Source organism: Tenacibaculum agarivorans, from assembly GCF_001936575.1.
Classification (GTDB): Bacteria; Bacteroidota; Bacteroidia; order Flavobacteriales; family Flavobacteriaceae; genus Polaribacter; species Polaribacter agarivorans.
Genome location: NZ_MSMP01000001.1, coordinates 87,792 through 103,112 on the forward strand (window position 1 = coordinate 87,792; position 15,321 = coordinate 103,112).

The 15,321-nt window shown below is 31.5% G+C and carries 13 protein-coding genes; 7 read left to right on the forward strand and 6 right to left on the reverse strand.

What is annotated here, in order from left to right; translation table 11 throughout:
- From BVC87_RS00390 to BVC87_RS00400, 3 genes are all read right to left on the reverse strand, one after another.
- Entirely contained in the window at positions 1-828 is an 828-nt protein-coding gene (locus BVC87_RS00390; protein WP_075340360.1) for a DUF2911 domain-containing protein, read from the reverse strand.
- 1 nt (position 829) lies between these two features.
- Positions 830-1,825, reverse strand: a complete 996-nt coding sequence (locus BVC87_RS00395) for an AraC family transcriptional regulator (protein ID WP_234974607.1) — start codon at positions 1,823-1,825, stop codon at positions 830-832.
- Between the two features lie 138 nt (positions 1,826-1,963).
- A complete protein-coding gene (locus BVC87_RS00400) occupies positions 1,964-2,656 on the reverse strand; it encodes a hypothetical protein (protein WP_075340362.1) in 693 nt (230 codons plus the stop codon).
- 212 nt (positions 2,657-2,868) lie between these two features.
- Between BVC87_RS00400 and BVC87_RS00405 the strand changes: the two genes are divergently transcribed.
- Positions 2,869-3,819, forward strand: a complete 951-nt coding sequence (locus tag BVC87_RS00405; RefSeq protein WP_075340363.1) for a carbon-nitrogen hydrolase family protein — start codon at positions 2,869-2,871, stop codon at positions 3,817-3,819.
- A gap of 6 nt (positions 3,820-3,825) precedes the next feature.
- Complete coding sequence (locus tag BVC87_RS00410; protein WP_075340364.1) at positions 3,826-4,392, forward strand: cysteine hydrolase family protein; 567 nt, start codon at positions 3,826-3,828, stop codon at positions 4,390-4,392.
- A 1-nt stretch (position 4,393) separates the two neighbouring features.
- On the opposite strand, the gene BVC87_RS00415 is transcribed toward BVC87_RS00410, so the two are convergent.
- The gene (locus BVC87_RS00415; RefSeq protein ID WP_075340365.1) at positions 4,394-5,230 is read right to left on the reverse strand and encodes a ZIP family metal transporter; all 837 of its coding nucleotides are present in this window, start codon (positions 5,228-5,230) and stop codon (positions 4,394-4,396) included.
- Positions 5,227-5,883: a metal-dependent transcriptional regulator gene (locus BVC87_RS00420; protein WP_075340366.1), complete on the reverse strand. Its 657-nt coding sequence runs from the start codon at positions 5,881-5,883 to the stop codon at positions 5,227-5,229. Before BVC87_RS00420 ends, BVC87_RS00415 begins: the two co-directional genes overlap by 4 nt.
- 113 nt (positions 5,884-5,996) lie before the next feature.
- Here BVC87_RS00420 and BVC87_RS00425 point away from each other — a divergent pair, with 113 nt between their 5' ends.
- The 4 genes from BVC87_RS00425 (at position 5,997) to BVC87_RS00440 (ending at position 14,453) form a co-directional block, all read left to right on the forward strand.
- Positions 5,997-8,351, forward strand: coding sequence for a TonB-dependent receptor (locus tag BVC87_RS00425; protein WP_075340367.1), 2,355 nt, complete (start codon positions 5,997-5,999; stop codon positions 8,349-8,351).
- Positions 8,352-8,727: 376 nt separating this feature from the next.
- On the forward strand, positions 8,728-9,219 hold the full coding sequence (locus BVC87_RS00430; protein WP_075340368.1) for a thioredoxin family protein: 492 nt from the start codon (positions 8,728-8,730) through the stop codon (positions 9,217-9,219).
- A 1,160-nt stretch (positions 9,220-10,379) separates the two neighbouring features.
- Positions 10,380-13,142 carry a TonB-dependent receptor gene (locus BVC87_RS00435; protein WP_075340369.1) on the forward strand — a complete coding sequence of 921 codons (2,763 nt, stop codon included), beginning with the start codon at positions 10,380-10,382 and terminating at the stop codon, positions 13,140-13,142.
- Positions 13,143-13,223: 81 nt separating this feature from the next.
- Positions 13,224-14,453: a hypothetical protein gene (locus BVC87_RS00440; protein WP_075340370.1), complete on the forward strand. Its 1,230-nt coding sequence runs from the start codon at positions 13,224-13,226 to the stop codon at positions 14,451-14,453.
- 72 nt (positions 14,454-14,525) lie between these two features.
- Here the strand turns inward: BVC87_RS00440 and BVC87_RS00445 are convergent, their stop codons facing one another.
- Positions 14,526-14,873, reverse strand: coding sequence for a toxin-antitoxin system YwqK family antitoxin (locus BVC87_RS00445; RefSeq protein ID WP_075340624.1), 348 nt, complete (start codon positions 14,871-14,873; stop codon positions 14,526-14,528).
- Between the two features lie 165 nt (positions 14,874-15,038).
- Here BVC87_RS00445 and BVC87_RS00450 point away from each other — a divergent pair, with 165 nt between their 5' ends.
- Complete coding sequence (locus BVC87_RS00450) at positions 15,039-15,239, forward strand: dodecin family protein (protein WP_075340371.1); 201 nt, start codon at positions 15,039-15,041, stop codon at positions 15,237-15,239.
- Positions 15,240-15,321: the final 82 nt, after the last annotated feature.

Here is a 15,321-nt window from a genome sequence, read left to right on the forward strand (position 1 = left end):
TTATTTCAATTCATTTATGATTTTAGTATTGATTTTTATAAAATCAACATTCTTAGCCTTTTCCGAAAGCTTTAATGCCTTTTTAGCTACAGAAATAGCCTCGTTATTTCTTTTTAAATCTTTCAAAATCAAAGCCTCTCTTGTAACCTGAAAAAATAATGCTTTTTCAGATTGTGTCACTTTTTGAATACATGCTAATGCTTTATCTAAGTCAGTTTTTGTTTCGTGATAATACAATGCCGATTTAAAGTAATCCAAATCACTTGGACCTGCTAATGCTTTATCAATAGATTGTATAATTTCTTCTTTTTCATTCACTTTAACAGGGAGCACTATCCTTGTTTTATCCCATTCAATGAAAATATCTGCACTATGTAATGTAGTATTTTGAAAACGTATTTCTAATGTTTCAACTTCTGAAGGTAAATTTACCGTTTCAATTTTCATAGAAACAATGGGGGTTTCTTTTTTATACACATTCCAATTTGTACTTGAATATGAGTACCACTTAATTTCCCAATAATCTTGATTAGGGAAACCTATAATACTATATTCGCCTTTTTCAAATTGTTTTCCATTAATCGTTACCGGTTTAGAAAGTGATACTTTGGTAGCCCTATTAGCCCCTACTCTCCATGGTTGATTATAAGATAATAAATCTCCAAAAATTTCCCTTCCTCTTTTACTCGGTCTGGAATATTCAATTTCTACCATACTCAAACCTATTTTTTGAGAAACTTTGGCATTAGGACTTAAATCAGGCGTTTTAAGTTGACCAAAGACTAGTGTGTTTATACTAAATATTAATATTGTTATATATTTTTTCATTTTAATGATCTTGGTTAAAATAAGCGGATGGTGAAACTCCCATCAAACTTTTAAATGATTTATTAAATGTTGTTTTAGAATTAAATCCAGCTTCTTGAGCTAAACCAAAAAAAGTGAGTTGTTTTCCTTTTTCAGTTTTTGCTAACTGTACAAATTCTTTTATTCTATAGTAATTCACATATTCAAAAAAGTTCATTCCTATATTTTCATTTAGTAATCTGGATAATTCAGGACTATGCACTCCAAGCATTTGAGCTAATTCTGTTTTCAATAACTTACTATTTAAATATGGTTTTTTTTCAAGCATTATTTTTTCCAATTGCAATTTTAATTGATCTAAATCCTGAATACTCAACTTAGATTGATGGTATTTTTTTTCTTTTATTAATGGTATAGATCTTAAAACTTCTGGTTTCAACATCATATAGTAGGTAATGAATAATATTACAAATGTTAATATAATCCATATATAAGGTCGTGCATTTCGTTCTATCATCGAATACCCTAATAAACTAGTAACAAAAAGAACTAACCAAACTAACATACAACAACCAGTAACTATTAAAAACCTGTATATAAAATTGATATAAGGCACATAAGAAATTTCTTTTTTGTATCTGACTGTAAATCTTTGGTATTTTTTATAACCTAACACCCAATAATAACTATTGACAATTATCCCGAATGCATGACAAGTATAAATCACACTCATTAATGGTATAGTTTTGTCTCGTTCTAATTGAAATGAATTTGGTGGTAAAATAAAATATCCCAGAATAAATAACCAGTACAACGTTCCAGGCACATAATGTACTAAATCTCTAGACTTAAACTCTTGCTTAAATAATACTGATTTAATAAACAGAAAAATAGTTGACCCAAATAATAATGCTGAAAATTCAGAAAAAGCAATCAACCTAAAATCTTTATTAAAAAACCCGCTACTATGCAGGATTTTCCCAACTAAACCTAAAGATAATATTACGATCAGTACCATTAAAAAATCATTTATATGTTTCCTATTTTTACGAGAAACTATATAAACTATTATTAAAAGTAAACTTTGAAAAAAACCAAAATATACGAACTGATTTAAGATTGATTGCATAAACTTTTTTCTATTTTATTGATTGATTTAACCAATTACAAATTGATGTACATCTTTGAGTCTATTATAACTAGATATTGGATATTTCTTTGAAAATTGTATAAACTGTTCTTCGCTATCCCATTCCACAATAGATAAAACTTCCGGATTATAATAATATCCTGTTGGAGATTTTCCGTCGGTAAGTTTTAAAATAATTTTTCCTCCATTATCCTCTATTCTTTTTTTCCAATGTTTGTAGAATGTTTTATCATTTTTTTTCTTCACCCAAAACGACGTCACTACATTATATTTTTCTTTGTTTATTGAAAATTTCAAATCTTTATTTATCTCGTAATATGTCAATTCGAAATTAGTAAACAAAGCCCTCCTTTGTTCATGAAAATCTGGCACTTCTTTTTCTACATTTAAAAGAAAATCCTCTCTTTTTTTCACACTTCCCCATTTACCTATTATAAAACTACTAGACAAATGATTCCCTAAAGTAAGTTTATTAATTCTAAAACCTGGTTGTGGTTGATATGAATGTTTAAAAGCAACAGGAAAAGCTGTCTTCTTATACTTATCAAATAATTCTTTATAGTTTGTTTTTGTTGCACTTAATACGATAACATCTAATACCTCTCCCTTTTTAAATTGAAATTCCTTTTTGTTTCCTTGAGCAAAGGAAAAGTAACAAGAAAAAAGTAACACAAGTGACTTTGCTAAAAATAATTTCATTTTTTTTGTTTTAAAATTAATGACACAAAACAACTACATAACATATTGTTATAAAAGCATTTTGAGGTACGTATACGGTATATGTACCTTAAAAAACCATACTTCTTGTTGAAATCCCCACAATCTGAAACAATCTGTTAAAAACCAACTAAGTTTAGCTATCGATATAGTTTTAACCTATCTTAGTTGCACAAACAAACCTTTTAATATAAATGAGCAGTATCTTAAAAATTGGAATGGCACAAATCTCACCTGTTTGGCTAAACAAAGAAAAGACAATCGATAAAGTAAAGTCTTTTGTTATTGATGCCGCTAAAGAAAAGTGTGATCTTGTTATTTTTGGTGAAGGACTATTACCTGGCTATCCTTTTTGGCTATCTATTACTAATGGTTCTGAATTCAATTCTAAAATTCAAAAAGAGATACATGCTCATTATATTAAAAATGCCATAGAAATTGAAAAAGGAGAACTAAAGGAAATTTGTGACATCGCGAAACAATATAACATTGCTATTTATCTTGGAATTATAGAAAGAGCTACCGATAGAGGTAACCATAGTTTATATTGCTCATTGGTTTACATAGATAAGAATGGAGAGATTAAATCTGTCCATAGAAAATTACAACCTACTTATGAAGAACGATTAACTTGGTCTCCAGGAGATGGAAACGGACTTAAAGTTCACTCGCTTGAAGATTTTACAGTAGGCGGATTGAATTGTTGGGAAAACTGGATGCCTTTACCTAGAACTGCATTATATGCCCAAGGAGAAAATTTACATATTGCTGTTTGGCCTGGTGCTGAACGAAATACTTTTGATATCACTAAGTTTATTGCTAAAGAAAGTAGATCTTTTGTAGTTTCTGTAAGTGGATTTATGACTATTGATGATTTTCCTAAAGACACACCTAATTATGATACAATTATAAAAGATGCCCCACAGGTATTAGCCAATGGTGGTTCTTGTATTGCAGGTCCAGATGGTGAATGGGTCATTCCTCCTATGGTAGGAGAAGAAGGGCTTTTTACCGGAGAAATTGATTACCAAAAGGTATTAGAAGAACGACATAATTTTGACTGTGTTGGACACTACTCTAGACCGGATGTAACCAAGCTAACCCTCAATACTGAAAGACAATCTATAATTCATTTTTCAAATTAACTTATTATGAAATTAAGAGAAGTTAACGCTGCTTTATTATTGGTTGATATTCAAAAAGGATTTGAAAACGAGGAATATTGGGGAGGAAATAGAAACAATAAGGATGCTGAACAAAAATGTGCTCTTATTTTAGAACAATGGAGAACCTTAAATCTACCTGTATTTCATATTCAACATAGTTCTCAAAACCCAAATTCTTTACTGCATAAATCTCACCCTGGTTTTGAACTTAAAGATGAAGTAAAACCTTTAGTTAACGAACCTCTTATTGTAAAAGATGTAAATAGCGCATTTATTGGCACTGATTTAAAAGAGCAATTAGATCAAAAAGGGATTAAAAATATAGTTATTGTTGGTTTAACCACGAATCATTGTATTTCTACAACCACAAGAATGGCAGGAAATTTAGGCTTCAATACCATTTTAATTGGTGACGCCACAGCCACTTTCGATCGAAAAGGCATTAACGGAGAAACTTTTTCAGCAGAAATGATTCATCAAACTACATTAGCTAATTTACATGAAGAATTTGCCACAGTAATGACCATGGAAAAATTATTTGAAATAGTTTAATCTATCCTAGTCCAACATCTAAAGACATCATTACGATAAACCCACCTATAAAACCTAATGTGGCGATATCTGTATACTTATCACGCTGTGTTTCTGGAATTACCTCTTCAACAACTACAAAAATCATAGCTCCAGCTGCAAAAGCTAATGCATACGGTAAAATTGGTGTAAAAAACGAAACCGCCAATGCTCCGAAAACCGCAGCAAAAGGCTCAACTACAGCAGAAAGCTGACCGTACCAAAAACTTTTTCTCCTACTCACACCTTGCCTTCTCAATGGCATAGCAACTGCAAATCCTTCAGGGAAATTTTGTATCCCAATTCCAATAGCTAAAGAAATTGCAGCAATTATCATTTCGGTTTGTTCTACCCCCACCAATGTTGATGCTGCCCCAAATAAAACTCCTACCGCCAATCCTTCAGGAATATTATGTAATGTAATCGCTAAAACTAATAATGTTGTTTTATGCCAATTCGTTTTAACACCTTCAGCTTCATCCTCTTTAAAATTGATATGTAAGTGTGGTAACCACTTATCCATACCGAATAAGGCCAATGCCCCTAAAGCAAAACCTATTGCAGATGGAAGTACCTTTACAAAACCTTCACCTGGACTATTTTCAATAGCCGGAGATAATAAACTCCAAAAACTTGCCGCAACCATTACACCGCCTGTAAACCCTAACATTCCATCTAAAACAGCTCTATTCATTTTCTTAAAAAAGAATACTAAAGCAGCTCCCAATGCTGTTAAACCCCAAGTGAATAAAGTAGCATATAATGCTCCTTGAATCGGATGCTCTTTACAAAACTCTACTATTTGATCGAAAAAACTCATATCTTCTTTATGTATAAATTACTCGCTATCTTATTTGATATAGATAACGATTTATTTTTAATTTCTATAGTTAGTGAACCATCAAAAGGCTCTATATCTAAAACTTTAATCTCTGCTCCTAGTCCAATGCCTTGTTTATCTAAAAACTTTAAAAATTCAGAAGAACTATCATTAACCCCAACACAAACACCTGCGTCTCCAACCTGCAAAACAGATAATAAATTCTTCTCCATGTGCTGTATATTTCCATCTTTATCCGGAATAGGATCTCCATGCGGATCATATTTAGGGTACCCTAAAAAAGCATCTAACTCGTCAATTAACTTAGGAGATTTAATATGCTCTAACTGCTCTGCAACCTCATGTACTTCATCCCAAGAAAAATTCAACTTATCTACCAAAAACACTTCCCACAATCTGTGCTTACGAATAATACTGGTTGCAATCTTACTTCCAAAATCGGTTAGCTTAACTCCTTGGTATTTTTTATACACTACTACTTCTTTTTCTGATAGTTTTTTAATCATATCAGTAACAGAAGATGCTTTTGTCTCTAACTGTTTAGCAATGGCATTAGTACTAATTCCTTTATCAGAATCAATAGCTAAATAATAGATAGTTTTTATATAATTTTCTTCAGATTGTGAAAACATATTTCATTTTTAGCTCCCCAAAAATACAAAATTTATATTTATCTATTTTAATTTTTAGACAAGACTAAAAATTAATTTATATTTGCATGAATTTTTATTTAGCATAAAGAAAAATGAAAAACAGATTTTTAATCATAGCATTATTAATAATTTCATCAATCCAAGCACAAATTGCGACATTAAGCGGTACTGTAACATCAGGAAAAGAACCTATACCCTTTGCTACTGTATTAGTTAAGGATAGTAATTTAGCTACTACAACTGACACAAATGGTAACTATAACTTCGAAACACCTATTGGAACAATCACATTAGTGGTAAACTCACAAGGATTTCGTAGTGTAGAAAGGCAAATTACAGTAACAAAAGGAGAAAATAAAAAAGTAAATTTTGAGCTTATTGAAGATGTATTAGGGCTAGATGAAGTGGTTGTAAGCGCAACAAGAAACCGCGTAGAACGAAAAAACACACCAGTTATAGTATCTTCTATAAAACCACGTTTATTAAATGCTACTCAGTCTCTTACCGTCGCAGATGGATTAAACTATGCGCCAGGTGTAAGAGTAGAAACCAATTGTCAAAACTGTGGATTTACACAAGTTAGACTTAACGGTTTAGATGGCGGTTATACACAAATACTTTTAAATAGTCGTCCCGTTTTCAGTTCACTATTAGGAGTATATGGTTTAGAACAAATCCCTACAAACATCATAGATCGTGTAGAAGTAGTACGCAGTGGTGGTTCTGCATTATTTGGTTCTAATGCTATCGCAGGTACAATAAATATCATCACTAAAGATCCAGTACTAAACACTTGGGAGGTTGGTAGTAATTTGGCTATTATTGACGGAGATGCTTTGGATAGTAATGTAACTTTCAATACTTCTAATGTTGCTGATGATTTGAACAGTGGTATTACACTATATGGAACTTATCGCAACAGACAATCTTACGATGCAAATAATGATGGTTTTACTGAGATTGTAGAATTACGCAATACAACTGTAGGTGCAAAAGCTTTTATAAAACCTAATGAGCGTAGTAGAATTTCAGTAAATCTTAATGCCATACGTGAATATAGACGTGGTGGTGATCGTTTAGAATTAGCCCCTCAATTTACAGATATTACAGAAGAGCTTGATCACGATACTTTTATTGGTGGAGCAGATTATGAACTCAACAGTAAAGATAACACTAATAAATTTCAACTATATACATCCGCTTCATACACTAATAGAGACAGTTATTATGGTGGTTTAGGAGGTGGTCGCACAAGACAAGATAGTATCACGGCTAATAATGCATTTGGAACTACCAAAGATTTAGCTTGGATTAATGGTGCTCAATTCACAAAATACTTAAAGAATAATGATGTGCTTACAGCTGGTGCAGAATATAACATAAGTAATACAGAAGATATAATTCCTGGTTACAATAGACTGATTGATCAAAGTGTAAATGCCTTGGGTGCGTATGCACAATACGAATGGAAACCTTCTAAAAAGTTTACAGCGTTATTTGGCACTCGATTAGATCATATAGTTGTTGATGGCAAATACACTATCGGCGGAATATCTAGAGAGGCAGATATTAATCAAACGGCGGTTTCTCCTAGATTGACACTATCTTATCAACTTTCTAAAGAAATAAAACTACGAGGTGGATATGCACGTGGCTTTAGGGCACCGCAGGCATTTAATGAAGATTTACATATTTCTAGTGTAGGAGGAGAACAACTGTTTGTCATTTTATCAGAGGATTTAAATGCTGAGTTTTCCAATGCATTTACATGGTCATTTAATTATTCAAAAACAATTAATTTATTACAAGTCGATCTACTCCTAGAGACATTTTTTACTAGTTTACAAGATCCTTTCACTTTAGTGAGTACAGGTGCTACATTAGCAAATGGTTCTATTCTTGAAGAAGTTCGTAATGGTTCAGATGCTAGTGTTTTTGGTTCTAATTTTGAGTTAGGAATTTCACCAAATCCTAAGTGGCGCTTTCAATTGGGTGGAACTTTACAACGTACCGAGTATGATGAACCACAACTACTTTTTGAAAGCGATGGAACCGTTGGAGAAAACGATATTATTGTAGAAGAATTTGTTAGAGTTCCTAATTTTTATGGATACTTAAATGCTACTTGGCTACCTAGTGAAAAATTCAATGTAGATCTTACAGGTACTTACACAGGTGAAATGATCGTACCATTAGTGGTAAGTGACACAGGATTTTTAGCTTTAAACGAGGTAAATCCATTTTTTGATCTGAATTTGAAGCTTGAAAAACATATAGATTTTAATGATAACTTTATGATCACCTTATCAGGAGGTGTAAATAATCTATTCAATAGTTATCAAGATGATTTTGATACAGGTGCTGGTCGTGATTCTGATTACGTTTATGGTCCTAACCTACCAAGAACATTTTTTGTAGGTATAAAATTTGGAAAGCTTCATAAATAAAATATAACTAAAAGATGTCAGCTCGAGAAGTGAGAAAAAAGTTTTTTCAAGCAGATTTGATGACATCATTTTAAAAACGTCATCACGAATGTAGTGTAACGAAATGAAGTGATCTACTAATCAACAAGTAGATTACTTCTTTCACTATCGCTTCATCGTAATGACGAAACAAAAAAATGTCAGTTCGAGTGCTTTTGAGGTACGAAAAAGTATATCGAGAACTATTACGAGACTAAAATTCTTATTCTCGATAGCTCTACTGAGTAAAGTCGAAGTACTATTTTTACTCATTTTATTCTTAAAAATCACTCGAATTGACAGAATTTTAATACAAAAGCGCATACGCAACGAGTTACAAGCTTTATCTAATACAATTATGCATTTAAAAAAGATAACATTCGTACTACTTTACCTATTATTATCTCAAACAGCAAAAGCTCAAAAAGACAGTAACATCAACTGGATTACATTCCAACAGTTAGAAGATTCACTTGCTGTAAAACCTAAGAAAGTATTTATTGAATTCTATGCAGACTGGTGTATTTACTGTAAAAAAATGGAAAAGGTAGCTTTTAAAAACCCTAAAGTTATTTCAAAATTGAATGCTAATTATTATGCTGTTAAAATGAATGCTGAAAGTACCGATACAATCTTTTTTGGAGGCGATACTTTTATCAATAAACAAATTGGAAAAAAAAGAAATCCCACACATGATATTCCTTTGCTTTTAGCATCACGAAACAACAAAGAGTTTTCACTCCCAGCTATTGTAATTTTAGATGAAAAATTTAAAATTTCAGCAAGATATTTTGAATATTTAGACAACAAGAAAATGTTAAAAGCTATAAAGCAAACCTCTATGAAGTGAAAGTGCTATAGTTTTTGTTATGACTGAAAGTCATTTTTTTATATCAATTTTTGCTTTTAACGCTTGGCTATTAGCTAAAGGCTAATTGCAAATAGCATTCGAGGATAGTTGTAGAAACTGAAAGTGAAATACACTAAAATAACGTGAGTTCGATTTAAGAACAATTCTTAAACATATAAATCAGCACATTACTTCTTTACAAGAAATGAAATATAGTGAAATGATGAGGCAATCTATTAATTTGACGTGAGTCTTGGATAAGAAACCTTTGTCAGTTCGAGAAACCATTTAAACCCTTTAAAAAACGGATAAAATGGCGTATTACTAACAAAACGACCTATTGATAAGAATTTTTAAAAATCAAGACAGCAGGGTTGGCTGAAAGATGAAAAGCTGTTTGAGCGGTAGTGAGTTCTTTTCATCTGTGGCTGTAGATGCCGTAGTATTTTAAAATTCTTATCATTCCAGTCTTGATTTTTGCTCCTTTGTATCAAGACAAAGGAGAGGGAATTATTAATCTATGTATTATTATAAATATCTTATTTTTATCACATTGCAAAAGACGTCAATGATAGTGATTTTACGGAATAATAATGAGGTAAAATTGTACTGAATCAAGTTCAGCAGAGCTATCGAGAACAAAACTATTACTTCTCGATACAAAATTCATTTTCGTTATACTCCAATGAATTTCACTCGAAGTGACACTATATACCTTAAACGAGATTCACGTTAATTTAATAATGAAAATATCGTTTTTAAGACAAAGATTGCTTCATATCACCTTCTCTTTCCTTCGAGAACCTCAGGAAACGTTCAGGGTTCATTCGCAAGGACTTCAAGGTAAAATTACATCGAGTTAAACTACTAACTTTTTTGAATTAAACCCGAATCTATGGAGGAATTCAAAACCTATTTGATAGCTATCAACAAGACTTCGATCAAGGAGTAGATAGAGATGCAAATTACATTTATGGTCCTTCAAGACCACAAACTTTTTTTATTGGTGTGAAATTCACTAATAATTAGTATCTTAGTAGTTACTTCATTTTTTCACTTAACATTAAGGAAACATTCTTATAATGTAACCATAATTCTTAACTAACTATTTCTTCACATTGTCGATGGACTTTTGCACTTGATTTTAGAAAGAAATAAAAATGAAAAAAAATTTATTAATTGCTTTAGTTTGTTTTTGTCAACTAGTAGTTGCACAAAGCAAGGGTACAGTTACGGGGACTGTTACCGATAAGGAATTAAATGGTGAACCTTTACCATTTGCAAATGTATTCATTAAAGGCACTTCTATAGGGGGGAACACTGACCTTGACGGTAAGTATACTATAGCCGTTCCTGAAGGGAGTCATACATTAGTATTTAGTTTTGTTGGATATCAAACTATTGAAAAACCAATCACTGTAGTTGCAGGTCAAACACTTACTGTAAACCAAGAAGTTGGTGCTAGCGGTGGAGAGAAACTTGATGAGGTACAAATTACAGGAACTGTTAATAAAGAAAAGGAAAGCGCTTTGTTGTTAGAGCAGAAGAAAGCTGTGTCTATAAAAACTACTATTGGATCTCAGGAATTGTCTAGAAAAGGAGTTAGTAACGTAGAACAAGCTGTTACCAAAACTACTGGTGTTACCAAAGTAGCTTCTAGAGGTATTTTTGTAAGAGGGCTAGATGAGAGGTATAACTATTTAACTGTAAATGGTCTTCCTGTATCTCCATCTAACTGGGAAAATAAAATACCTTCTTTATCTCAATTCTCTTCTTCTATTTTAAGAAGTGTAGACGTTAATAAAGTTTTTTATCCTAATTTATACGGAGATTTTGCTGGTGCAACTATGAATGTTAACACCAAAGACAGACCTAGAAAGAGTTATTCTAAAATTAGCATTAGCGCTGGTGTTAATTTTCAATCTCTTTCAAACGACTTCTTAACTGATAAAGAAAATGGTAGCCTTAATTATTTAGGCTTTGGAGGAAAGGATGATAGAAGAGGACCCCAAGAAATTAGAAATAGTAATTTTGCTTCTCCTGATTTATATACTGCTTCAGGAACAAAAGCTATTAATGACTTTAGTTCTGATTGGAATACTGAGCAAGTAGATGCTCCTTTTTCAATTGGTTTTGGAGTTGAAAATGCAGGTGTACTTAAGAACAATGACGGTGAGAAAACTGCATATTATGTTGGTTTAAATTACTCTAATTCTTATAACTCTAAAATAGGATCTAACGAATTAAGAAACCCTCAAGGTAGTTTGATAAGAAATGTTAACACAAGTAACTCTTTTGACTTTAGCACTACAAATAACCTTTTATTAGGTATATTTAATAAAACTGAAAAAACAGATTTAAATTTCAACTACATATTCTTAAAAACCACTTCGAATGAAGTAAATGATAACTTTGGTAGATATACAGAAGTAGCTGCAAATTTATTAGGTAGAGATTCTAATTTCAAGCAATCATACTTAAGTCAATTCCAATTCTTAGGTAAAACTAAGTTCAATGAAAATAATATTATCAATTATTCTGCTACTTATGGTGACTCTAACTACAGTCAGCCAGATAACAATATTTTATCATTAGAAGAAATTGGAACTAATGATTATATCTTCTCAGCTAACTCTGGAAAAATGTTTAAATACTTCTTAGATTCAGAAAACTACAATGTTGCTGGAGATGTTTCTTACGATTACTTATTTGACGCTAATAATTCTGAAGAAGACAAGAAGAATAAATTAACTATTGGAGCTAATGCTAATAAAGAAGAACTAGATGTTTTCAACAGGTTTATTGGCGTTAACTTAATCAATGTTGGATCAATTTCTGTAAATCCTGACAATATTGACGCTAGTTTAGTGAATGCTTTCAATAACAATACTGCTGAATATAGAGAAATAGCAGATACTAGATTTACCAACATAGACACTGAAATTTTAGCAGGTTATGTAAGCTATAACCATAACTTTAATGATAAATTTAGTGCACAGTTTGGGGCAAGATTCGAAAACTTCGTAAGAACAGTTTCTGGTCAAAATACTTCTTTTGATTTTAATAAATTCTTTGTTTTACCTTCATTCAACTTAAAGTATATAATGAACGATAATATGAATTTACGTTTAGCTGGTAGTAAAACATATACTAAACCTAAAAACATTGAAATCGTTGACATTACAAGGGAAAATTCTGTTGGAGATTTAATTAAAGGTAATCCTAACTTATTAAACTCTGACAACTATAGTTTAGATTTAAAATGGGAATACTTCCCATCTAGAAACAGCTTATTCAGTGTTAACTTATTTGGTAAATATATAGAAAACCCTATTGAAAGATTAGTTCAAGACGGAGGTTCTTTTATCCAAACAGTATTTAGTAATACTGATGAAGCAACTCTATATGGAGCAGAAGTAGAATTAAAAACTTCATTAGGCTACTTAACAGGAAATGAAAACTTAGAAGGATTAACTTTTGGAGCAAATGTAACCCTAATGCAATCAGAAGTAAATATATCTGATCAAGTACAAAGTGACTTGAACTTAACTAATGCTACTAGGAGACTACAAGGTGCTTCTGATTTCTTAATTAACGCAGATGTATCATATAAATTTAATATTTCTGAAAGTACAGAAAGTCAATTCACTGTATTATTTGATACATTCAGCGAAAGAATTAGCGCTGTTGGTTCTGGTGCATCTACAATTAAATATGATGATGAGTTTGAAAAGCCTTTCAAAAACTTATCACTTACTTGGAAGAACGATATCAACAAAAAGATAGGAATTACAGTTAAGGTTAACAATTTGTTAAACGATACGTATAGCAGACAACTTGAGAGTACACTTGGTGGTGTGGTAGGAGTTAGAGATTATACTATAGGAACTTCTGCTTCATTATCGCTTAGTTACAAATTTTAATTAATATAAACTTAATATTGACATAATGAATCAGTAAACTAAAACTGATTTGTTTGCAACATAAAAATAAATAATATAAAAATGAGAAAAATTGTTTTACCTCTGTTCGCATTATCTTTTGCATTATTCACTTCATGTAGTGATGATGATGTAAAAAAGTTAGTACCTGAAACAACATTAGCTGAGTTAGTTGATGCTGAAGGTAACTGGAATGACGAAGCTGTAGGAAAATTCGGTGAAAAGCTAACAAATAGTACTTCAGCTACTGGTGCTGATATGACTAAGTTTGCTTGGACGGTTGCTAAAGGGGGAACTACTTTACCAACTTCTTTAACTGCTGATGAAGTTTTAGAAGGTGAAATTACTGCTGACACTTCTTTAGATGCTACTAAAGTTTATGAATTAAAAGGAGACGTTTATGTTAGAAGTGGGGCTACTTTAACTATTCCTGCTGGTACTGTTATTTTTGCAGACCCATCTAATAACTTAGACTCTGGTACTACTGATATTAAAGCAGCTGATGTTTTAATCGTAAACAAAGGTGGAAAATTAATCGCTGAAGGTACAGCTGCTGATCCAATCATATTTACTTCTGGTGCTGCAACTCCTGCTGCAGGTGACTGGGGTGGAATTGTAATGTTAGGAGAGGCTCCAATTAATGTTACTAATGGTAATGCTGAAATCGCTGATAACGTATCTGATGACACTTTACCTTACGGTGGTACTAATGCATCTGATAATTCAGGTTCTTTAAAGTATGTAATCTTAGCTTATCCTGGTACTCAAATCAATACTGATGCTGAGTATAATGGATTTTCTTTCTACGCTATAGGTAGTGGAACTAAATTAGATTACTTAGAAGTTGTTCAAGGTAAAGATGATAGTTTTGAGTGGTTTGGTGGTACTGTATCTGCTTCTAACTTATACGGGAATAACTTTGACGATACTTTTGACTGGGCTGAAGGTTTTGTAGGTACTTTAGATAATATTGTTGCTGAGCAACCTGCAGGTGCTGATCACTGTATTGAAGCTGATAACTTAAAAGCTAACAACGCTGCTACTCCATTTTCTAATCCAACTGTTCAGAATGCTACTTTTATGTCTGTTGGTTCTGATGATGCTATCAAGTTAAGAAGAGGTACTAAAGCTCAATTCAACAATATTGTAATTGAAATCGCTTCTGGAACTAAAGCTAATTTTGAAATTGACGATGTTCAAACAGGACAAAATATCTTAGACGGTGAAACTACTTTTACAAATGTAAAAATTGACACTGATAATGCTAAGTTTGCTGGAAACGCTAACTTATAAGATTTCTAAAATCATACAATAAAAAAACCGAGGTATTACCTCGGTTTTTTTATATATAGTAGTTACTTAGTTTTATTTTACTGCTAATTGAGTGTTCTCATTTTTAGTCTGCACATTTGCAACAGCATTATTTTCGTAGCTCACTTCTTTTACTTCATTCTTCGTCCAAACAAACCACTTCCCTACTTTTCTTCCTTTACTGTAATACGCTTCTACTGTTTTTTTTCCACTTTCATCAAAACGTACCCATTTACCATCAAGTAATTTATCTTTATAAAATCCTTGTTCCTTAACGTTACCATTATCATAAAAATGAGTAACCTTAATTATATCTCCGTCTTTCTCGTATTGAGATTCTACTTCTTGCGCCTGCATAACACCTAGTGATAAAAAGCAAACTAAAACTAATATTTTATTCATAACTGACATTTGATGATTTACATTCACTTTACAAATATAAACTTAATTTTACTTTTATGCAACTTTTTGTTAACGTTCACTTAACATTAAAAATGTTGTTGATTTTGCAATTTTAAAAAGCTATATTTATAAACACTTAAATATTAACCTATTAAAATTGTAATTATGGCAGTAATGAAAGTTATTGAGATTTTATCTAACTCAGAAAAGAGTTGGGAAGACGCTACAAGAAAAGCGGTAAAACAAGCTTCTAAATCAGTTAAAAACATTAAATCTGCTTTCGTGCAATCACAAAGTGTTGTGGTAAACGATGATGAAGTTTCAGAGTTTAGAGTGAATTTAAAAGTAACCTTTGAAGTAAAATAATTAACAAAATATATACTACTATTTAAAAATTGCGATTATTTTTAATCGCAATTTTTTATTTAAATAATTTCTAAAATTAATC